We start from the raw sequence: 22,210 nt of genomic DNA on the forward strand, positions 1-22,210 counted from the left end.
TCCTTAACGTCTGTCCGCGGGGAGCCTGGCGGCTTTGCTTGCGTCGTACCACCAGTTTTCAAAACCAGAAGAGTAGACCGCGCGGGTCTGCGGGAAAGAGAATTTATCCCAGTATGCGGTTCGGTCCTGCGCCATATACCACATCGGCAGCATGTAATAGTTCCACGTCAGCACGCGGTCGAGAGCCCGGCCCAGCGGCAGCAGCTTCTCCTTATTGCCCTGCCAGCGAATGATTTGGGCAATCAGCTGGTCGACGGCCGGGCTTTGTACACCGGAAGCGTTGTAGCTGGAGTCAATATATTCAGAGTCCCAGGAGATTTGCAGGTCAGTACCGGGCCAGGGCGTGGCGCGCCAGACGTTGGGCATCATGTCGTAATCGCGGCTGCGCTTGCGGTTGCTGTACTGGGAGTTGTCGACCTGGCGAATATCCATCGCAATCCCGAGCCGCTGAAGATTGTGCTGAAAGGGCAGAACCCAGCGATCGCTGCTCCCGGAAGGAAGTAGCAGCTCAAAGCGTAACGGTTTACCGCTTTTCGCGTTAACCCGCCGCTGGTTTTTCACCACCCATCCCGCCTGGTTAAGGATGGCATCTGCTTTGAGCAGGTTTACGCGTTCGAAACCGTCGCCGCTGGAGACCGGGGGCAGGTAGATCTGCGTGAAAACTTCGGCTGGGATCTCTTTTTTCAGCGGCGTCAGCAGAGCAAGCTCTTCGGCATCTGGATAATCACGCGCCGCGTATTCGGTATTCTGAAAGAAGCTATTGGCGCGGCTGTAAGAGTTATAAAACAGCGCCTTATTCATCCATTCAAAATCAAACGCGAGAGTTATGGCTTCGCGTACCCGCCGGTCGGTAAATACCGGGCGCTGGATGTTAAAAGCCAGCCACTGGGTATTCTGTGCTGAGGTGTTGGTATATTCATCTTTGACGATGTAGCCATGGGTAAAATTGCGCCCCACATAGCGGGTGGCCCAGTTCTTGGCGATATTCTCTTCGCGTCGGTCAACGGCTCCGGCTTTGAAGGCTTCAAAGGCGACGTTGTCATCCAGATAGTAATCGTAGCGCAAGGTGTCGAAATTCCAGCGCCCACGATTAACCGGTAAATCAGCGGCCCAGTAGTCTTTTACTCGCGAGTAGGTGATGTACTGACCCATACGCCAGGCGGTCACGCGGTACGGACCGCTAGCTAACGGCGGTGAAGAGAGCGGGTCGCTGAGCTTATGGTTACGCCAGAATTTTTCCGGCATCACTGGCAGGGAGAACAGGCTGAGCATATTCTCTTTACCCGGTTTTGCCAGCTCAATGCGAACGGTTAGCGGGGCGATCGCTTTAACGGTGGTGCCTTTATAATAGAGGCGAAATTGCGGCACTCCTTCGGTCATAAACTTTTGAAAAGTAAACGCGACATCGCTGGCGGTTATTGGGCTGCCGTCATGGTAGCGGGCGTGTGGATTGAGGGTTATCTCCATCCACGAAAATGCTTCGTCATAGCGAGCGCTTTCGGCAATCAGCGGATAGTAGCTACCGGGTTCGTCATCAGAGGTGGTAAACAAGGAGTCATACAGCGTTTCGGTACGTATGCCCGGGTTGCCGCGCAGCGCGTAGCGATTGAAGTTATCAAAGGTGCCAATGGCCGCAAGGGTAATCGCACCGCCTTTCGGCGCGGCGGGGTTGGCATAATCGTAGTGGTCAAAGCCAGCGACGTATTTAGGCTCGCCGATAATGGCGAACGTATTGCTCTCTTTAATCGCTTGCGCCTGGCTCTGCAGGCTAAATAAGGTCAGCAGTATCAGGCTGATGCGTACAAACATAACCAGGATATCGTCCTCCAATGACAGGCCTGAAGTGGCCTGACCTCTGATAGCGAATGATAAAGGAGACTCAGCGGGTTGTGAAATATTTCGCGGGTTCATTGTGGGCGGCGACCAGCGCTTCCAGGGTCAGCGGTCGGCTTAACCAGTAACCCTGCAGATAGTTCACTCCGTGCTGGCATAGCCATTCGGCCTGTTCCTGCGTTTCCACACCTTCGGCGACCGTGGTGAGCTTCAGACGGCGGCTCAGCGAGATCACGGCATCCAGAACCGGTGATGTCACGGTTTCGGTGCCGATAGCTTGCACGAAGCCGCGGTCAATCTTCAGATAGTCGAAGTTATAGCGCTCCAGATAGATAAGCGCACTATGTCCGGTGCCAAAATCATCGATCGCAATTTCAAAGCCTTGCTCATGTAGCCAGTCGAAATTCTCCAACGATCGGTTTTTATCGATCATCGCGCGCTCGGTAATCTCCAGCACCACGCTAAAATGGCCAGAAGGCATAGTTGTCGCGAAATGTTGAATATCCTGCTGAAAACTGTCGGCATGCAGGTGGGCGGGTGAAATATTTATCCCAAGCTTGCTACCGGCGGGCAGAAGGCTTTGCAGGGTCACGGCATCATGAGCTATCAGTTTTAACAGATGGCGGGTGAGAGGGATAATCATCTGCTGGGCTTCAGCCAGGGTGATAAACACGTCGGGAGGGATCTCCCCGGCGGTCGGGTGCCGCCAGCGCATCAGTACCTCAATACCGCTAATTTGCAGCGTGTCGGATTTCACTACCGGTTGGTAAACCACGTAAAACTGATCGTTTTTGATCGCCAACAGCAGTTCTTTGCGCGGGTCAGATTTGATAGTCAGGACGTAATAGCTCAAAAACCCTGCCAGCAGGCCGCATACCACGCCAAGCAGCAGGGCGAATTGGGTATTTTCTGCCAGCCAACTGTTGGCGTAGAGATAAACTTTGAGCGGCAAACCGTCAATCTGCACCTGGCGGATTGGTGGTGAGAGTAGTGTTTGCGGGTCGATAAGTTTATTGCTGAAGGTGGAGATGGCAGTGTGGTTAATGGCCAGGGCAAGGCCGCTGAAATCGTTCTGCCGGGCAGAGTAGAGAATATAGGGTGTCAGGTTGGCATTAATCGAGACAAAAACACCGTCTTCTCCACCGTGCGGACTGCGGACCCACATCGCCAGCGCGGCGCTTTGTGGCATCATGGGCGTCCCGGGCAGAATGGCCATATCGACCGCTTTAGAGATATCGAGCTGGGGGATGAGCTGGGTTAAAGGCGTATTCATTGCCCCGGTGGCGGAGGAACAAAACGCGAAACCATTTTTAACCAGCAGGAGCGCACGCACGTTTGGGCTGAATGCAGCATGGGCGGTTAATCCAGAATCGACATTTTCGCAGGGCTGATCGACTAGCGGTTGCAGGCCATCAATGGTCTGATTTAAATCGCGGAAGTAGATCTTAAGGTACGCATGAACATTATCAATGATGACATCGAAACGCTCTGCCCGATTGTGATAAATCACCATAAACTGAATGCTACCGGCCAGCAGGGCGACGGCGATTCCGATACATAGGCTGGTTAGCCAGATTTTACGCCGAGGAGAGAAGTGACGGGTAGGCATAGGCTATATCAGTCCGTGTTATTGATTTGCGCCAGGGGGGTCATAGAAAGTCGCTTTTTCCATCCCCACTTAAAGACATAGCTTATATTGCCAGGTTTATTCGCTGACGAGCAAAAAAAAACACTGCCTCGGCAGTGTTTTCCTTTTTCTGGCATTGGCCAAGGGATAACCAATATCAGAAGAGTTTACGAGCGGCTCAGAACTCGTCGCGCTTCGTTATAGCGCTTTTTCCAGTACGGCTCATCCATGCTTGAAATCGTCACACCGCTGCTGGTGGATGCATGAACAAACTGGTTGTTGCCGATATAGATGCCAACATGTCGACCCGTAGAACCAGCACGGAAAAGAACTAAATCACCAGTACGCAGTTGAGAACGCGTAATGGATTTACCTGAATCCTGCTGCTCAGAAGTTGAGCGCGGCAGTTCCAGACCAAACTGTTCACGGAAAGTACGTTGCACAAAGGCAGAACAATCGATGCCTTTACGAGTGCTGCCGCCGAGGCGGTAACGCACGCCCTTCCAGCTGGCATATTGATCCATCAAACGGGACTTAACGTCCAGATTGCGAACCATTGTTTCAAATTCATCCTGAGAGGCTTGCAGTGATGATAAATCGCCACTACCCACAGCAAGCGTCTCAGAATGCATATTTCTGGCGGTACTATTTGAACTACACGCGGAAAGCAGAACCGCAACTGCAATCGCGGGGGCGACCCGCAAGATATATCTCAAAATCGGCTGAGATTTGACCATGCTGTGTGTTATCCCTTGTTGTCCTTAACGACAATGTCGTTATAAAAAATGCCAAACGTGTTAGAGCCTAATTACCTGGTCGCAATGAGACAATTCCGTAAGCATAAAATTGTGGCCTAACGCACAAATTTATTCATTCTCTGAATTGATGTCGCTGGAAAGGCAAAACGAGATCGAGATTACCCGATCAAACAAGGGATGGCGAGCGGTTTTGCGCAATTTCTTATAAGTATTTTTGCGACAAAAAGTGAATCATCGGGAAAGGGTAAAATAGCGTCAATTGTGGGTAAAAAATATGCAATTCACTCATTTCTATAATGATTAATGTGACGGGAAGATGATGGGGGGATGAGAAAAAATGAGCTGAGAGAAAAGGGACCCAGAACGATCCCTTATGAATGATATTAATCATTTGTAAAACTGAGTTTAATTTTTTGTTTTTCCGCCGGGAAGATAACGTTCAAATAAAGATATCACTTTATCGCTCAGTGGAGTCATCAACACCCAGGGCGCGCCAATCAATACGGCAGTTAATGAGCCGACGGCAATATCGGTAAACCAGTGAGCGCCAATCATTACGCGCGGGAACGCGAAGACCACAAATATGACCAGCGCAATAGCCAACGCACGATGACCAAAATAGCGCCACATAAATGCGGCAAAAATCAGCAGCATCATGCCGTGATCGCCCGGGAAGCTATCCTTAGAGGCATCTTTAGTGGGAAATGAGATCACATCACTCACTTTAGTAATGTCGGTGAAAGAGAGCGAGGGGCTGGCGCGTTTGACCGGCATCAGATGCTGAGCCAACTGATTGATGACGACGGCGGCGAGCAGCATTACCAGGCCGATGATAATCACCCGGCGGCGTCCGGCGCTCTGTTCTTTAAACCAGAAGCTCAGCATCAGGCTGCCCATTGCCAGCAGCGAGCAGGCGTCGAATGCGCGGTTGTTGATAATTGCCAGCAGCCAGGTGTAAGCAGGGCTCACTCCAACTAGGTGGTTAAAGAAATAGAAGATAGCGGAATCCAGCGGATTCCAGAAACCATGGTTAACAGGAAAGTACCACGAGCAAAATAGCGCTATACCCGCCGCGTTCAGCAGCAGGATAAGGGGAATTCGATTTTTAATCATAACTATCGCGTGTTGTGTAAAACGACGGCAACCATAGCCGCCTTAACTTAAACGAAGCTTCAACAAGGAGGCCTGTAGCGCGTTCCAGTCGGTATCGGAATCAGCGATCAGCTCAATGCGGCTATCCGGCGGCGCAACGTTCTGCGTCTCAATATGCAGGTCAAGCTGCTGGCGATTGATACGCACCAGTCCTTCGGCAATACGCATCACGCCTTTAACGCGCCCGACCGGCGCCAGTCGCGCCCATTCGAGCAGGCCAACGGTGTCAAAAATGGTCTCGGCGTCAAAAATCCAGCCACAGGACTGATAGCCCTGACCGCTATTAAGACTGCGGCGCCAGCGTTGGTGGGTAGGGAGATTAAGCGCCGCCAGACCTGGTTTTTTCCCGTGGCTATGCGCGTGTTCAGCGCTTTCAGGTAGCGGCGTGACGTTGCGGCGCGGCAAATCAAGCCATACCGGGTCAATATTGCCCTGGGTGGCGCTGACGTGCTGACGCTCTCCGGCATAAGTTTGCCACCATGTTGCAAAGGCCAGTTGGCTTTCGCTGGTCGCGCGGTCCGCTTTATTGGTGATGACAATATCGGCGGCGGCTAACTGGTCGCGAAAGTTTTCGTTGGTCACCACCTTTTCGTCGAGCAACTGACGCGGGTCCAGCACGCATAGCGTCGCGCGCAGGTCGATCCACGGCTCGTATACCGCGGCGGTCAGAATATCGAGGATCTGTTTGGGATGGCCAAGACCGGTTGGCTCTATTAACAAGCGGTCTGGTTTCCCCTGGCGCAGCAGCGTATTGAGCCCAACCTGCATTGGCAGGCCGTTGACGCAGCACATGCAGCCGCCGGGGATTTCTTTAAGCAGGGCTCCACTCTCGGCCAGCAGTGCGCCGTCGATGCCCACTTCGCCAAACTCGTTGACCAGCACGGCCCATTTTTCATCCGCGGGCTTACGGGCCAGCAGATGCAAAATTGAGGTCGTTTTGCCACTGCCGAGAAACCCCGTGATCAAGTTTGTTTTGGTCACCTTTTCTCCAGGATAAATGTAATGTTGTAACAGTTAAGACTATCCTGACGAAAAAAAAGTGAAAAGAGAAGCCTTACCGCGGGCAGAAAGGTTCTCTGTCCGCTTAAAGGCAGAAATTGTTAAGAATTCAGTGCGGCGCTAATCGCCTGGCGAGTGCCAGCGGTCACGAGCTGATGCCACGCGGCGGTGATGTTGGCGACGAACTGCGGGTTTTGCGAAAGGTCGCAGCCAAAAATTTCTTCCAGGGAGAGTAGGGCGCTAACGCGCTGTTGTTCATTGCTGGCGGATACAATTTTTCCAATTTTATCCGCCAGCGGGTCGCGGATATCAATCTTATTTCCAGCGTCGTCAATGCCGCTGACATAGCGCATCCAGCCCGCCACGCCCAGCGCCAGCAGTGGCCACTGGCTGCCGCGAGTAAGGTGGATACGGATACCGTCAAGCATACGCTGCGGCAGCTTCTGGCTACCGTCCATAGCAATTTGCCAGGTGCGATGCTTCAGCGAGGGGTTGCTGAAACGCTCGATCAGGCTGTCAGCATAGGCCGTCAGGTCGACACCAGTGATTGAGAGTGTTGGTGCCTGTTCATCAAGCATCAAACGGTAAGCGGCGCTGCGGAAAACCGGGTCCTGCATACAGTCGCTGACATGTTCGTGGCCCGCCAGATAGCCCAGCCAGGCGAGAAACGAATGGCTGCCGTTGAGCATCCGCAGCTTCATCTGTTCCCACGGCAGTACATCATCCGTCATCTGTACGCCAGCCGCTTCCCAGTCCGGGCGGCCGGCAACAAAGTTATCTTCGACAACCCATTGAATAAACGGCTCGCAGCTGATCGCGCAGGGGTCTTCCACTCCCAGCACGGCGCTAATCTCCGCCAGCGACTCATCGGTGGCGGCCGGCACAATGCGGTCCACCATCGTGCCGGGAAAGCTGACGTGTTCAGCAATCCACTGCGCCAGCTCCGAATCGCGTTTTTCAGCCATTCCCAGCACGGCGTTTTTCACCACATGCCCATTGTTGGGAATATTATCGCAGGAGAGAACGGTAAACGGCGCCAGTCCACGTTGGCGGCGGCGCGCCAGCGTTTCGACCAGAATACCGGGCACCGATTGCGGCTGCGCAGGGTTTTCCAGGTCATGAATAATGCGTGGCTGCGTCATGTCCAGCAGGCCGCTGGCAGGGTCAATGCAGTAGCCTTTCTCGGTAATGGTTAGAGAAACAATGGCGACCTGCGGTTCGCAAAATTTCTCAATAATGGCAGCCAGCGAATCAAGTTTGGCGTTCAGACATTCATGCACTGCGCCGACAACGATCGGCTGATTACCCTCGGCCCCTTTCTCCAGCACGGTAAACAGATGATCTTGTTGGCGAAGCTCGCTCATAAGCCGCTCGCCGCTGAACAGGCTAATCTCGCAAATCCCCCAGTCCCCACCGCTGGCGTTGAGCACCCTGTCGGTGAGTAGGGCCTGGTGCGCGCGATGAAACGCGCCGAAACCGAAATGCACAATACGCGAACGCAGTTGGTTGCGATCGTACTGAGGGAGCTGCACGCTTTCCGGCAGCGTAGCTGTAGCAATGGTAGTCATTATTCATACACCTGATTAACTGACGATTAACATTCATCAGTGTAAAGTTATATGACAACAAATTAAATTGGTGAGCCGAATTTATCCACTTTGTGTGAACTTGATCAATCAGCCCAGCGGCATATCTCATCAGGCTTGAGACAAATGGGCAGAGGACAGTGGTAAGTAATCTGTTATTGGTATAATAACTTTTACGGGCAGGACGACGCTTGCAATCTGGCGTTGTCCTTTGATTTGATGACAAGCCTGCTTTAGCTATTTTACTGGCATTTTTTGCCGGGTGGCGGCGAGTCGCCTTATCCGGCCTACAAATTGGGCAACATCATCATGTTACGCATTCCCTGTAGGCCCGCGCAAGCGAAGCGCCGCCGGGCAATTCCGGAAGAATGCACTTTGTCAGCAATTAAAAAGAAAGGACAGCATGGCGCTGTCCTCTGTGTTTCGTTTTGGCAGAAAAAGCAGGACTTAGTCCGCGCGGCCCATATAGCGGCTCTCTTCGATATGGATACGAATGCGCTCGCCTGCGCTCAGGTATTCAGGAACCTGAACCACCAGGCCGGTGCTCAGGGTCGCCGGTTTGTTACGGGCGCTTGCGGATGCACCTTTGATGCCTGGCGCCGTTTCGACGATTTCCAGGTCAACGGTCTGCGGTAGTTCAAGGGCCAGCAGCTGACCGTCCCAGGTCAGAACCTGCATGTCCGGCATCCCGCCTTCAGGAATAAACAGCAGTTCTTCTTCAATCTGCTCTTTAGTAAAGATATACGGGGTGTAGTCTTCTTTATCCATAAAGACGTATTCGTTGCCATCAATATAGGAGAAGTCAACGAAACGACGGGTCAGGGTCACGGTATCGACGATATCATCGCCTTTAAAGCGCTCTTCCACTTTCATGCCGGTACGTACGTCAGAGAAACGCATTTTGTACAGCGTTGCGGCACCACGGGCGCTGGGTGACTGAATATCAATGTTTTTAACAATCAGCAGTTTGCCGTTGTAATTCAGCACCATACCTTTTTTAATTTCATTCGCTCTTGGCATTGCGGTAATCCTGTCACATAAAGGGTCAAAAATATCGCGTAAAACTACTCGCGCCGGGCCTTTCAGGCAAGTGGAATTCGTGTGTTTTGCTATCTTCAGGTAAAACGTTTAGTCTGGGCCGCCAAAAGCGTTATCAGAAGAGTCGATTATGGAATGCCGCCCCGACTGCGGAGCTTGCTGTATCGCTCCTTCTATCTCCAGCCCCATCCCGGGAATGCCGCACGGTAAACCGGCAAACACCCGCTGTATACAGCTCTCGGAAAACAACCTGTGCAACATTTTTGGTTCACCGCTAAGGCCTAAAGTGTGCGGCAGCCTGAAGCCTGAAGTGGAGATGTGCGCGACGAATCGCGATGACGCGATGACCTGGCTTCTTCATCTTGAACAGAGCACGTCTTGAAGCCACGAACTGCTTTTCGGGATCTCAATATAATAAATCAGCAAAATTATTATCCGGATCCATCTCCCGCGCGAGGGCGATCAGTTTCTTCTTATTACCAAGCGCGTAGCCGGATTTCTGTTTAACCAGCAGGCCTTCCTGGCAGAATTGTGCGATCACATATAATAAATGACGATACGACACGCCCATATATTCCGCCGCCGGGGTATGTTTTTCGTGATAAATATCACAATGCTGAGTTAATAAAATAAATGCTGCCAGACGATTCACCAGTGGAAAAGATTGATTTTGGGTGAGCGACACGATGTTGCGATAGTTTTTTTGGCTTAACGCGATACAGAGATTACGCAGGAAAATGACGTCGTTCAGCAACAAAGGGCGGAATGAAGCAATGGGCAGCGCCAGGCACCAGCACTCTTCGATGGCCTGAACGCCACGCGGATCGTGATGTTTATCAATGAGTTCTATCTCACCGATAAAGCAGGGTGCACCAAAGAAGTCGATCAGCGAGACCCGACCATTAGCTGATGTGGTGTAAAGCTTAGCCCGGCCGCGTGCGAGGTAAAAAAGGTGCGCGGGTTGAGCCCCCTCTTTGACAATATAATCCCCTGCCACAACGTGGAACAATCGTGTATCCCGCACAACATCGACGGAAAATTTTCCCAGGTACCCCGAGTCGCTTATCAATTGCTGCTTGAGATTTTCATTTTGGATTTCTTTCACGGTCGCTTCCCGGTATGAGATTTCTCATATTCAGTATCAGTTTTCGCCTGGTATGCTGCAAACGTTAATCCGATACCTGTTTAATCCTGCTGTAATAACATAAAAATGGCGTAAAAGCGAAAAGAGGAAATAAAAATGGAAAAAAGAAAAATTATACTCGACTGCGATCCAGGTCACGATGATGCTATTGCGATAATGATGGCGGCCAGACATCCGGCAATTGATTTATTAGGGATAGCGATTGTTGCGGGTAACCAAACGCTGGATAAAACGTTAGTCAATGGATTAAATGTTTGCCAGCATCTAGATATCAATGTGCCGATTTATGCCGGGATGCCACAGCCAATTATGCGCCAGCAAATTGTCGCTGATAATATTCATGGTGAAACCGGACTCGATGGGCCGGTATTTTCACCGTTAACTCGTCAGGCAGAAGAAACGCATGCGGTTAAATATATTATTGACACGCTCATGGCCAGTGAGGGTGACATCACGCTGGTCCCCGTTGGCCCACTGACCAATATTGCCGTCGCCATGCGAATGCAGCCGGAAATTCTGCCGAAAATTCGCGAGATTGTATTAATGGGCGGTGCTTATGGTACCGGAAACTTTACGCCATCGGCAGAGTTTAATATTTATGCCGACCCTGAAGCCGCTCGCGTGGTATTCAGCTCGGGTGTCCCTCTGGTCATGATGGGCCTGGATTTGACTAATCAGACGGTCTGCACCGCTGACGTTATTGCACGCATGGAAAAAGCCGGCGGTCCGGCGGGACAGTTGTTTAGCGATATCATGAATTTCACCCTCAAAACGCAGTTTGAAAACTACGGCTTAGCGGGTGGCCCGGTGCATGATGCCACCTGCATCGGCTATCTGATTAATCATCAGGGCATCAAAACACAGGACATGTACGTTGAGGTGGATGTTAACAGCGGCCCCTGCTATGGCCGTACGGTCTGCGACGAACTGGGCGTGCTCGGTAAAGCGCCGAATACCAAAGTCGGCATCACCATTGATACCGATTGGTTTTGGGGTTTAGTCGAAGAGTGCGTGCGGATGTACCGCTAATCACTTTGCGTCAGGTAGATGGGATATTCCTCACGACATGATACAACCGTCGGGCAGTAAGCGGTCGCCCGCAATAATATCAGACATACCAGAACCTGGCGTAATGCCGGGTTTGCTGGCATCAAGAGATAATCATTATGGATATAATGAGAAGTGTTTTGGGTATGGTGGTATTACTGGCAATCGCTTTTCTGCTGTCAGTAAATAAAAAAAGAATTAGTCTGCGCACGGTTGGCGCGGCGCTGGTACTGCAAATTGCCATTGGTGGCGTTATGCTCTATTTTCCGCCAGGAAAATGGTTGGCGGAGCAGGCGGCTTTCGGCGTACATAAAGTGATGACCTACAGCGATGCCGGTAGCGCATTTATTTTCGGTTCGCTGGTCGGACCGAAAATGGAACTCTTATTCGATGGTTCTGGTTTTATTTTCGCTTTTCGGGTATTACCTGCCATTATTTTTATCACCGCATTGGTCAGCCTGCTTTATTATATTGGCGTAATGGGAATACTGATCCGAATTCTTGGCGGAATTTTCCAGAAAGCGCTGAATATTAGCAAAATTGAGTCATTTGTTGCCGTGACCACCATTTTCCTTGGGCAAAATGAGATCCCGGCGATCGTTAAGCCCTTTATTAACAAGCTAAATCGTAATGAGCTATTTACCGCGATTTGCAGCGGGATGGCTTCTATCGCCGGGTCGACGATGATTGGCTATGCCGGGCTAGGCGTGCCGATTGATTATCTGCTGGCGGCATCGTTGATGGCAATTCCCGGCGGTATTCTGTTTGCCCGTCTTCTTAGCCCGGCGACTGAAGCATCGCAGGTGACTTTCGAAAACCTCTCCTTCACCGAAATGCCGCCGAAAAGTTTTATTGAAGCCGCGGCTAGCGGCGCGATGGCTGGGGTGAAAATTGCCGTGGGCGTGGCGACGGTAGTGATGGCGTTTGTGGCGATTATCGCTCTGATCAACGGCGTGATTAGCGGTATCGGTGGCTGGTTCGGTTTTGGTCACGCGACCCTGGAGGGGATTTTCGGTTATGCCCTGGCACCGCTGGCATGGTTAATGGGCGTTGACTGGAGTGATGCGACGCTGGCGGGCAGCCTGATTGGCCAGAAGCTGGCGATTAACGAGTTCGTGGCCTACCTCAACTTCTCGCCGTTCCTGCAAACACCGGGATCGCTGGATGTGAAAACTATCGCCATTATTTCGTTTGCGCTATGCGGTTTCGCCAACTTTGGTTCCATTGGCGTGGTGGTTGGCGCATTCTCGGCAATTGCACCCCAGCGTGCGTCTGAAATTGCCCAACTGGGGATGAGGGCGCTGGCTGCGGCAACGCTGTCAAACTTAATGAGCGCAACAATTGCCGGGTTTTTTATTGGCCTGGCGTAATACTCTGGTGTGCCGCTGATGCGGCACACCGCTGCTTTACACGTCTTTAATACGCCACAGGCAGGCCTGGGTAGCTACGCCCATGACTAGCGCAATCCAGAATACGGCGTGATAGCTCCAGACTTCTGCAACAATACCCGCCAGCGAACCGGCAATAATCCAGCCGACGCGAATGGTATTGGTATAGAGGGTCGTGGCCGCCCCGGCCTGGCCTGGCATCAGGTCCTGAAAATAGAGCATACCGATACCGGCCAGAATGCCGATAAAAATAGCATTCAGTCCCTGCAGGGCCAGCAGCAGCACGGGGGTGTGTACGGTTAGCATGCCGACATAAAACAGCACTCCGGCAACCGCAGAGATCTGCATCAGGAAACGCTTGCCGAAACGTTTGGCGTAGTAGCCTGCAATCAGCATGGTCGGGATTTCCAGCCCGGCGGCGGTCCCCATCATTAATCCAGCCAGTTTCTCGGGTAAATGCAGCTCATTAATAATGAACAGCGGCATATTAATGATGTACAGGCTGTTGATTCCCCACATTAGCGTACAGATGATAAACAGCAGCAGCGCATCGCGACGGTTGGTTCGCGGTGCTTGAAGATGGCCTGTAGCCGCTTTTGGCTCTTTACGCATGCTGGGAAGGAAAAACCAGACCATCGCGCCGCAGACCACGAAGGCAATCGCCGCGCTGAGATACATCACCGTAAAGCCAAATCCCATCGCTAACGCATAAGCCAACGGTGGCCCGATAACCCACGCCAGCGAAACCTGTGCGCGCAGAATCGAGCTAAACATGACCGCCTCGCGGCCCGTTTTGTCCGCATGTTCGCGGGCGAGGGCGAACATTTGCGGGTTCGCAGTGGAACCAAAGCTGCTTAGAAACACGCCAACAAACAGCAAAATAAAGTAGTTACGGTTCCAGGCGAATAGCACGCAGGCCAGCACGCCCATCAGACAGCAAAAGACGATCAGCTGTTTGCGGTCGCCTTTGCGATCCGAACGTCCGGCAAGAAACTGGCTCACCAGAATGCCGATCACCGCGCTACCGGTAAAAAAGAAGCCGACCATCGCCGGTCGCACATGCACTTCGTTAGTTAAAAACAGGCTCAGGGTAGGCGTTTGTAGCGCCCCGGCAATGCCCGTCAGGAAGGCGACGATCAGAAAGGCGGAGGAGGTTAAATCAAACCCGCGTCGTGGGAAGGCGGCGCTACTGTTTTGCATGTCGGTGTTCTGTGGTTTCAGGAGTCGCGGAGTTTACTCTGCCAGTCATAAAATGAACAGTAGCATGGCACGAATAAATCAAAATGACGTTTCAAATTTTCAACTTCAGCAAAAAGCTGAACCAGAAAGGTATTCGTCACCTGCGCTTCAGCAAAAATGTGCAGTATCTCTAACTTCTGTTATCAGGTTGCTAAGTTTTCTTGCGCGATGACTAATAAAGGTACAGACTCCTTGAAACGTTTCAGCGTCATCGGGAGATTCTCCAGCAGGTAGATGACGCATTTTTTCTCAAAGTAGCTGAAACGATTCAATTCAGCAGGAGAGGAGAACCATGTTCCAGTTATCTGTGCAGGATATTCATCCCGGTCAGCAGGCCGGTAATAAAGAAGAGGCAATTCGTCAGGTTGCTTCCGCGCTGGTCAGTGCGGGCAACGTGGCGGATGGCTACATTAACGGGATGCTGGCTCGCGAGCAGCAAACCTCCACTTTCCTGGGTAATGGCATTGCCATTCCGCACGGCACTACCGACACCCGCGACCAGGTGCTGAAAACCGGCGTTCAGGTTTATCAGTTCCCGCAGGGCGTGACCTGGGGCGAAGGGCAGACCGCTTACGTCGCCATCGGTATCGCCGCCAGCTCGGATGAACATCTGGGACTGCTGCGTCAGCTGACCCATGTACTGAGCGATGATTCCGTTGCTGAACAGCTTAAATCCGCGACCACTGCTGAAGAACTGCGTGCTCTGCTGATGGGTGAAAAGCAGAGTGAAGTGCTGAAACTGGACAACGACACGCTGAGCCTGGACGTTGTCGCCAGCGATCTGCTGACTCTGCAGGCGCTGAACGCCGCGCGATTGAAAGAAGCTGGTGCCGTTGATGCTTCCTTTGTCAGCAAAACGATTAATGAACAACCGCTGAACCTCGGTCAGGGCATCTGGCTGAACGACAGCACTGAAGGTAATCTGCGCAGCGCCGTTGCGGTCAGTCGTGCAGCAACTGCTTTTATCCGCGATGAGCAGCCGGTTTCCCTGCTGATTACCGTAGCGATGGCTGATGACCAGCCGACAGCGGTACTTAATCGCCTGACCAATTTACTGCTCGACAAAAAAGCTGACCGTTTGCTGAAAGCTGATGGCGCTACGCTGCTGGCGTTGCTGACCAGCGATGATGCCATCGCTGAAGACGTGCTGAGCGCTGAATATGTGATCCGCAATGAGCACGGGCTGCACGCGCGTCCAGGCACTATGCTGGTTAATACCATTAAACAATTCTCCAGCGACATTACCGTCACCAACCTTGATGGTTCGGGTAAACCGGCCAATGGCCGCAGCCTGATGAAAGTCGTGGCGCTGGGTGTGAAGAAAGGTCACCGTCTGCGCTTTACCGCGCAAGGTGAGGATGCGCAACAGGCGCTGGACGCGATTGGCGAAGCTATCGCCGCAGGCCTTGGGGAGGGCGCATAAATGAGCAGACGTGTCGCAACGATTACTTTAAACCCGGCCTATGACCTGGTGGGGTTTACCCCGGAAATTGAACGCGGTGAGGTTAACCTCGTGCGTACCACCGGCTTACATGCTGCCGGGAAAGGGATCAACGTAGCAAAAGTGCTGAAAGATCTTGGCATCGACGTCACCGTGGGTGGTTTCCTCGGTAAAGACAACCAGGATGGATTTCAGCAGCTGTTCAGTGAACTGGGCATCGCGAACCGTTTTCAGGTTGTGCAGGGTCGTACGCGTATCAACGTCAAGCTGACGGAAAAAGACAGTGAAGTGACCGATTTCAACTTCTCTGGCTTTGAAGTGACGCCTGGCGACTGGGAACGTTTTGTTAATGATTCCCTGAGCTGGTTAGGTCAGTTCGATATGGTTTGCGTGAGCGGTAGCTTGCCGTCCGGCGTGAGCCCGGAAGCGTTCACCGACTGGATGACCCGTCTGCGCAGTCAGTGCCCGTGCATCATTTTTGACAGCAGCCGCGAAGCACTGGTTGCTGGCCTGAAAGCGGCTCCATGGTTGGTGAAACCTAACCGTCGCGAGCTGGAAATCTGGGCGGGTCGTAAGCTGCCTGAAATGAAAGATGTGATTGAAGCCGCCCACGCGCTGCGTGAACAGGGGATTGCCCACGTGGTTATCTCCCTTGGCGAAGAAGGCGCTCTGTGGGTTAACGCATCCGGAGAGTGGATTGCTAAGCCGCCTTCAGTAGAAGTGATTAGCACCGTTGGTGCGGGGGACTCTATGGTTGGCGGCCTGATTTACGGTCTGCTAATGCGCGAGTCCAGCGAGCATACGCTGCGTCTGGCGACGGCGGTTGCCGCGCTGGCGGTGAGTCAAAGCAATGTCGGTATTACCGATCGTACCCAGTTGGCCGCAATGATGGCGCGCGTCGACTTACAACCCTTTAATTAACAGCAGGAGAGGCATAATGAAAACGCTGCTGATTATTGATGCCGGGCTTGGACAGGCTCGCGCCTATATGGCGAAGACCCTGTTGAGTACTGCGGCGCAAAAAGCGCAACTCGAACTGATTGATAACCCGAACGACGCTGAACTGGCGATCGTGCTGGGCGCGACGCTGCCTGCTGATAGCGCGCTGAACGGCAAGAAGGTTTATCTCGGCGACATTAACCGCGCCGTGGCTCACCCGGAACTGTTCCTCAGTGAAGCCAAAAGCCACGCGACGCCTTACACCGCTCCGGCGGCGGTTGCTTTACCGGCTGCGACCAACGGCCCGAAACGCATTGTGGCGGTAACCGCTTGTCCGACGGGCGTAGCGCATACGTTTATGGCGGCGGAAGCGATTGAAACTGAAGCCAAAAAACGCGGCTGGTGGGTGAAAGTTGAAACTCGTGGCTCCGTGGGCGCGGGCAACGCGATCACCCCGGAAGAGGTGGAACAAGCGGATCTGGTGGTGGTTGCTGCTGATATCGAAGTCGATCTGGCGAAATTTGCTGGTAAGCCGATGTATCGCACCACCACCGGCCTGGCGCTGAAGAAAACCGCTCAGGAGCTGGATAAAGCTGTCGTTGAGGCGAAACCGTACCAGCCTTCAGGTAAATCCCAGGCGGCAACGGAGGGGAAAAAAGAGTCTGCGGGGGCATACCGTCACCTGCTGACCGGCGTTTCATACATGCTGCCAATGGTTGTTGCGGGCGGCCTGTGTATTGCGCTCTCCTTTGCCTTTGGTATTAAAGCTTTTGAAGTCCCGGATACTCTGGCTGCGGCGCTGATGCAAATCGGCGGTGGCTCAGCCTTTGCGCTGATGGTTCCGGTGCTGGCGGGCTTCATTGCCTTCTCTATTGCTGACCGTCCGGGCCTGACCCCAGGTCTTATCGGCGGTATGCTGGCAGTGAGCACCGGGTCTGGGTTTATCGGCGGTATTATCGCTGGTTTCCTTGCGGGTTATGTGGCGAAAGCGATTAGTACGAAGCTGAAATTGCCGCAAAGTATGGAAGCGCTGAAACCGATTCTGATCATTCCGCTGGTTTCCAGCCTGATCGTCGGTCTGGCGATGATTTACCTGATTGGTAAACCTGTTGCCGGGATCCTCGAAGGTCTGACCCACTGGCTGCAAACCATGGGTACGGCGAATGCGGTTCTGCTCGGCGCGATCCTCGGCGGTATGATGTGTACCGATATGGGCGGTCCGGTGAATAAAGCAGCCTATGCGTTTGGTGTTGGCCTGCTGAGTACCCAAACCTATGCGCCGATGGCGGCGATTATGGCGGCGGGTATGGTTCCACCGCTGGCGCTGGGTCTGGCAACGCTGATTGCGCGCAAAAAGTTCGACAAAGCGCAGCAAGAAGGTGGCAAAGCCGCGCTGGTCCTCGGTCTGTGCTTTATCACTGAAGGGGCGATTCCATTCGCTGCTCGTGACCCGATGCGCGTCCTGCCTTGCTGTATCGTTGGTGGTGCGGTGACCGGCGCGATGTCCATGTGGGTTGGCGCCAAATTGATGGCACCGCACGGCGGTCTGTTTGTTCTGCTGATTCCTGGTGCGATTACGCCGGTTCTCGGCTACCTGATGGCGATTGTGGTCGGTACGCTGGTTGCAGGTCTCTCCTACGCGGTGCTGAAACGTCCTGAAGTTCAGGTGGAAGAAAAAGCAGCCTGATAGACCTTGTAATACCTTCATTAAGGGCAGAGTTTTCTTTGCCCTTTTTTATTGTTTCTGACGCTAGTGGTTTTCCCTGCCTGAATTGTTATTATTCTTTTTCCTTGTCTAGTTTGGGCCAGCCATACTATGTTTCCATTTACGCTTCGTGAAATGACTCACGCTGATATTCCCGCAGTTCAGTCGTTCCTTGTTCAGCACCTCAATCTGTTCTTCAACGCTGGTAGATCAATACCTTCTGCCGATGAGGATATTTTTAATCTCGAACAGCAGTATATTTCGCAGGAAAGGAATTTGCTGCTTTGTGCATGGGATGAAAAACAGGAGTTAATCGCTACACTGGCAGTATGTCAATATGATGACAGGCTCGCTGAGTTGCGCGGGCGTTATAATTTGTCTGAAACCGCAGAAATTTGCCGCTGTTATGTGGATAAGCGCTATCGCAGACAGGGCATTGGTAGTCAGTTGATCGCTTTTGCTGAGGAATTCTGTCGGCAGCAACAATATAAAACCTTATATCTTCACACGCATCATTTTTTGCCTGGAGGCTATCATTTCTGGTTGCGTAATCATTTTAGCGTTGTGATGGATATGCAGGATAAATGGCAGTTGGTTCATATGGAGAGATCACATTAATAAATGAACCCAACGCTAATTGGACGCATTGTTGATAGCGATCAATATATTTAATTTGAGGTAAGCAAACCGATTATATAGTTTGATCAGTGTCAATTAATTCTCATTTAGCTTTTTATGATTATTTTCAAGCATAACTTTCTGGTAAGTGATTTTGTTGTAACTGGTTATATTTTATTGCTATTTTTCTATTGGTATGACGTTTTAATCGTTTTGTCATACGGTTGACCTTGTTTACAATTGCCGCTAGAGTCGCTTTCGACAGCATTTCATTACATTTTTGTATTTGAATAGGAATATGGTGCGAATTGTTAAATTCAATGCCATAACTGCCCCCGCAACTGTAGGCGGATGCAGAATATCCTTGTGCGGTTAATTAACCGCTGGTCACTGTAAAGTTTGTCTTTATGGGAAGGCTGATATTCTGGTTACCGTGAGTCAGGAGACCTGCTGTCAACAATGTTGTATACCATTGAGTGGACGGGATGGTCCATGGGATGAATTATTTGACGCAGGCAGTAGTGTATTTATGAATAAAATTTTGGCTAAGTAAGGCTTATTTGCATTTTTTGCATATCTTTATTCTTAAATTTCACGATTCAATGTCATCTATCTTCATGTCTCCTCCCGATATATGGAACGAAATGAGCCATGACCAGACCTTCAGATCTGGCATCAACGGGACGATGATAATGCACGCTAATTTTACTTCTTTCACTTCTAAAAAAACGCTTCTGATTATTGCAGGCGCAACTCTACTACTCAACTCCAGTGTCGCCAGTGCGGCAAAAACTGAATATCCCTTAACGATTAAAAACTGCGGCCGCGACATCACCTTCAATCAGGCCCCTAAACGTGTGGCGACGGTGGGTCAGAACAGCACTGAAATTCTCTATTCGCTCGGGCTTGCCGATCGCGTTGTGGGTACTTCGTTGTGGTTTGGCCCTGTACCTGATGCGTATAAAGCGGCAAACGAGAAAGTAGACGTCATTGCGCAAAATATTCCCAGCTTCGAAGGGATTATTGCTAAAAAACCGGAGCTGGTTGCCAGCCAGTTTGAGTGGCAAATCGGTCCTGCGGGTACGGTTGCCTCTTACGAGCAGTTTAGTGAACTGAACGTTCCGGTCTACACCGCGCCTGCCGACTGCGCGAAAGATAACGAAGATGGCGGTGATGGCGTCCGTAAAGGTATGTTTGATATTGCCATGGTGTATCAGGAAGTCGCTGATCTGGCAAAAATCTTCGACGTTCAGGATAAAGGCGATGCGCTGATTGCCAGTCTTAAAGCGCGTGAAGCAGCAGCGATAAATAAAATTTCCGGCATGGATAAAAATGTCTCAGCAGTATTCTGGTTCTCCAGCGCCGACCTGCAGCTTGATCCATACGTGGCAGGGAAGTTTGGTCCAGCCGCATGGATTGCTCAGAAGCTAGGCGTGAAAAACGTTATTGATTCAGCCGAAGAGTGGCCAACGGTAGGTTGGGAGACCATTGCCAAAGCCAATCCTTCGGTCATTGTACTCGGTGAGATGAGTCGTCGCCGCTTCCCGGCCGATGACTGGCAGGTCAAGATGGATTACCTCAAGTCCGACCCAGTCGCCAAACTACTTCCTGCGGTGAAGGAAAATCATCTGCCTGTCATTGACGTACAAACAATGAACGCCGGCATCAGAACTATTGATGGGCTAGAAAAACTGGCTGATGCCTTGGTTGAATATGGCTTAGCGCATCCGCAGGCCTCTCATTAATCTACGTTTTGCGCTATGTCCTTGCCCGGCATAGCGCATCTCCGTTACTCAGGAACGCAGATATAATCATGAGTGATTCTCGCAGGATGCGTCGCGCTGTTGGTCAGCTTGCGGTAAGAGTTGGTGGACATGCCATTTGGGTTAGTGTGCTGATGTGCTGCGTACTGCTGGCGGGGATCTCCATTGGCGAAACGCTTATCCCCTGGCAGCATGTACTCAGTACGCTGGCAAATCGTCTGCTTGATACTAACTATCCAGTCGATGCGCTGGATGCCGGGATCATCTGGAACTATCGCCTGACGCGAGCCCTGGTTTCTGCCTGCTGCGGCGCGTGCCTCGCGGTGTCCGGGGTAGTGCTACAGTCGATACTGCGTAATGCGCTTGCTGAGCCCTATCTGCTGGGCATTTCCGCCGGGGCTTCTACCGGTGCAGTACTGGTTGCGCTCACCGGTCTGGGGGCCGGGATCATCAGTATGTCATTTGGCGCTTTCATTGGTGCGCTGGCGGCATTTCTGTTCGTCGCTCTGCTGGCGATGGCTGCAGGCGGCAGGCAAGGTGGTGGCATCACAACCCAAATCATTCTTGCTGGGATCGCCAGTTCGCAGCTATTCAACGCTATTACTTCACTGATCATCACCCGCTCAGCAAACGCCGAACAGGCGCGCGGTATTATGTTCTGGCTGTTGGGTAACCTGAGCGGCGTGCGCTGGCCCGATGTTGTATTAGCCATTCCTACTGCCCTGGTCGGTGTCGCGCTGTGCTTCTGTTATGCCCGCCATCTCGATGCTTTTTCCTTTGGCGCTGAGTCTGCGGCATCGTTAGGAATTCCTGTCAAACGCACCCGTGCGGTACTTATTGCCGCTGTCACCGGTATGACGGCGATTATGGTCTCCATCGTCGGTGCCATTGGCTTTGTTGGTCTGGTTATCCCCCACGCTGCCCGTATGTTGGTTGGTAACCAACACCATCGCCTGTTGCCAGTTAGCGCACTGATTGGGGCGATTTTTCTCATCATTGCCGATGTTATCTCCCGCACATTACTGCCCGGACAGGTATTACCTATAGGAGTGATCACGGCTCTGGTCGGCGCGCCCGCGTTTTCAATCATCCTGATCAGAGGAAATAAGGCCAAATGACCGTCAATCCTGTACTGCCTCCTTTAGCCTCGGCTGAAGTCGTTATCGAGGCGTGTAACCTGCGCTGGAAGGTAAAAGGCAAAGCGATCGTTGATGATGTCTCGCTCAGGGTGGCTCCCGGCGAGTTTGTCGGAATTATTGGCCCCAACGGGTCGGGTAAAACATCACTCATTTCGTTGTTAGCAGGTTTGTTGAAACCCACGTCTGGACGCATCACGCTACAGCACAAAGCACTCCACCATTACTCACGTCGCCATCTTGCACAGCAGGTGGCGCTGGTCGAACAACAGGCTGAGACAGGTGAACGTATTACCGCTTTGCAGGCCGTTTCGCTGGGACGGACCCCCTGGCTTAGCCTGCTCTCGCCCTGGTCCGCTAAAGATGACGATATCGTGCAAACGATGCTGAGGAAGGTCGATCTCCGCGAATTACAGCACCGTTGCTGGCATACCTTTTCTGGGGGAGAGAAACAGCGCCTGCATATCGCCCGGGCGCTGGCACAGCAGCCTCAGTTGTTGCTAATGGATGAACCTACCAACCACCTCGACATTCAACATCAGATTGGCCTGCTTAGCCTGGTTAAACGTGAAAAGCTCACGGTAATTGCCGCCCTGCACGATCTGAATCATGCCGCGATGTTTTGCGATCGCATCATCGTGATGAAGTCTGGACGCATGGTGACGCAGGGCGCTCCGGGCACCATTTTTACCCGGGAACACCTCAGCACCTGGTTTGGCATTGACGCCATTGTTGAACGCGAACCAGGCGGTACAAGCTGCTTTATTCGTTATCAGAGACCTGATGAATTCTAAGGA

The 22,210-nt window shown here is 52.2% G+C and carries 19 protein-coding genes and 1 riboswitch; of the genes, 10 read left to right on the top strand and 9 right to left on the bottom strand.

The features are described from left to right. Positions 1-3 precede the first annotated feature (3 nt). The 7 genes from HV213_RS09770 to yeiP form a co-directional block, all read right to left on the bottom strand. Entirely contained in the window at positions 4-1,809 is a 1,806-nt protein-coding gene (locus HV213_RS09770; protein ID WP_181485543.1) for an extracellular solute-binding protein, read from the bottom strand. Positions 1,810-1,879: 70 nt separating this feature from the next. Next, positions 1,880-3,442 (bottom strand): cyclic di-GMP phosphodiesterase, encoded by a 1,563-nt coding sequence (locus tag HV213_RS09775; RefSeq protein ID WP_181485544.1) that lies wholly within the window; start codon positions 3,440-3,442, stop codon positions 1,880-1,882. A 185-nt stretch (positions 3,443-3,627) separates the two neighbouring features. Next, positions 3,628-4,197, bottom strand: coding sequence for a bifunctional murein DD-endopeptidase/murein LD-carboxypeptidase (gene mepS, locus HV213_RS09780; protein WP_110272352.1), 570 nt, complete (start codon positions 4,195-4,197; stop codon positions 3,628-3,630). Between the two features lie 426 nt (positions 4,198-4,623). Next, positions 4,624-5,337, bottom strand: a complete 714-nt coding sequence (locus HV213_RS09785; RefSeq protein ID WP_181486374.1) for a phosphatase PAP2 family protein — start codon at positions 5,335-5,337, stop codon at positions 4,624-4,626. A gap of 36 nt (positions 5,338-5,373) precedes the next feature. Continuing rightward, positions 5,374-6,351, bottom strand: coding sequence for a CobW family GTP-binding protein (locus HV213_RS09790; protein WP_181485545.1), 978 nt, complete (start codon positions 6,349-6,351; stop codon positions 5,374-5,376). Positions 6,352-6,470: 119 nt separating this feature from the next. After that, complete coding sequence (locus HV213_RS09795; protein ID WP_181485546.1) at positions 6,471-7,937, bottom strand: mannitol dehydrogenase family protein; 1,467 nt, start codon at positions 7,935-7,937, stop codon at positions 6,471-6,473. Between the two features lie 465 nt (positions 7,938-8,402). Further along, positions 8,403-8,975 (bottom strand): elongation factor P-like protein YeiP, encoded by a 573-nt coding sequence (yeiP, locus tag HV213_RS09800; RefSeq protein ID WP_181485547.1) that lies wholly within the window; start codon positions 8,973-8,975, stop codon positions 8,403-8,405. Positions 8,976-9,123: 148 nt separating this feature from the next. Between yeiP and HV213_RS09805 the strand changes: the two genes are divergently transcribed. Beyond that, entirely contained in the window at positions 9,124-9,375 is a 252-nt protein-coding gene (locus tag HV213_RS09805) for a YkgJ family cysteine cluster protein (RefSeq protein WP_181485548.1), read from the top strand. 24 nt (positions 9,376-9,399) lie between these two features. Here the strand turns inward: HV213_RS09805 and HV213_RS09810 are convergent, their stop codons facing one another. Then, complete coding sequence (locus HV213_RS09810) at positions 9,400-10,098, bottom strand: transcriptional regulator YeiL (protein ID WP_181485549.1); 699 nt, start codon at positions 10,096-10,098, stop codon at positions 9,400-9,402. A gap of 135 nt (positions 10,099-10,233) precedes the next feature. Here HV213_RS09810 and rihB point away from each other — a divergent pair, with 135 nt between their 5' ends. Beyond that, on the top strand, positions 10,234-11,166 hold the full coding sequence (gene rihB, locus HV213_RS09815) for a ribosylpyrimidine nucleosidase (RefSeq protein ID WP_181485550.1): 933 nt from the start codon (positions 10,234-10,236) through the stop codon (positions 11,164-11,166). Between the two features lie 137 nt (positions 11,167-11,303). Then, the gene (locus HV213_RS09820; protein ID WP_181485551.1) at positions 11,304-12,554 is read left to right on the top strand and encodes a NupC/NupG family nucleoside CNT transporter; all 1,251 of its coding nucleotides are present in this window, start codon (positions 11,304-11,306) and stop codon (positions 12,552-12,554) included. Between the two features lie 36 nt (positions 12,555-12,590). On the opposite strand, the gene setB is transcribed toward HV213_RS09820, so the two are convergent. Next, on the bottom strand, positions 12,591-13,772 hold the full coding sequence (gene setB / locus HV213_RS09825) for a sugar efflux transporter SetB (RefSeq protein WP_181485552.1): 1,182 nt from the start codon (positions 13,770-13,772) through the stop codon (positions 12,591-12,593). A gap of 331 nt (positions 13,773-14,103) precedes the next feature. Between setB and fruB the strand changes: the two genes are divergently transcribed. The 7 genes from fruB to HV213_RS09860 all read left to right on the top strand — a co-directional run bounded on the left by fruB (position 14,104) and on the right by HV213_RS09860 (position 22,207). Further along, complete coding sequence (fruB, locus tag HV213_RS09830; RefSeq protein ID WP_142512989.1) at positions 14,104-15,234, top strand: fused PTS fructose transporter subunit IIA/HPr protein; 1,131 nt, start codon at positions 14,104-14,106, stop codon at positions 15,232-15,234. Continuing rightward, positions 15,235-16,173, top strand: coding sequence for a 1-phosphofructokinase (gene fruK, locus HV213_RS09835; protein ID WP_110272362.1), 939 nt, complete (start codon positions 15,235-15,237; stop codon positions 16,171-16,173). Between the two features lie 16 nt (positions 16,174-16,189). Further along, positions 16,190-17,878, top strand: coding sequence for a PTS fructose transporter subunit IIBC (gene fruA, locus HV213_RS09840; RefSeq protein WP_181485553.1), 1,689 nt, complete (start codon positions 16,190-16,192; stop codon positions 17,876-17,878). A 153-nt stretch (positions 17,879-18,031) separates the two neighbouring features. Continuing rightward, positions 18,032-18,514: a GNAT family N-acetyltransferase gene (locus HV213_RS09845; protein ID WP_110272438.1), complete on the top strand. Its 483-nt coding sequence runs from the start codon at positions 18,032-18,034 to the stop codon at positions 18,512-18,514. Positions 18,515-18,759: 245 nt separating this feature from the next. After that, positions 18,760-18,983: riboswitch (cobalamin riboswitch) on the top strand. A 223-nt stretch (positions 18,984-19,206) separates the two neighbouring features. Then, complete coding sequence (locus HV213_RS09850) at positions 19,207-20,259, top strand: ABC transporter substrate-binding protein (RefSeq protein WP_110272439.1); 1,053 nt, start codon at positions 19,207-19,209, stop codon at positions 20,257-20,259. A 68-nt stretch (positions 20,260-20,327) separates the two neighbouring features. Next, the gene (locus HV213_RS09855) at positions 20,328-21,395 is read left to right on the top strand and encodes a FecCD family ABC transporter permease (protein WP_181485554.1); all 1,068 of its coding nucleotides are present in this window, start codon (positions 20,328-20,330) and stop codon (positions 21,393-21,395) included. Further along, positions 21,392-22,207: an ABC transporter ATP-binding protein gene (locus HV213_RS09860; RefSeq protein ID WP_181485555.1), complete on the top strand. Its 816-nt coding sequence runs from the start codon at positions 21,392-21,394 to the stop codon at positions 22,205-22,207. The genes HV213_RS09855 and HV213_RS09860 overlap by 4 nt, the downstream gene beginning before the upstream one ends. Positions 22,208-22,210: the final 3 nt, after the last annotated feature.

Source organism: Klebsiella sp. RHBSTW-00484 (assembly GCF_013705725.1).
Lineage (GTDB): Bacteria > Pseudomonadota > Gammaproteobacteria > Enterobacterales > Enterobacteriaceae > Klebsiella.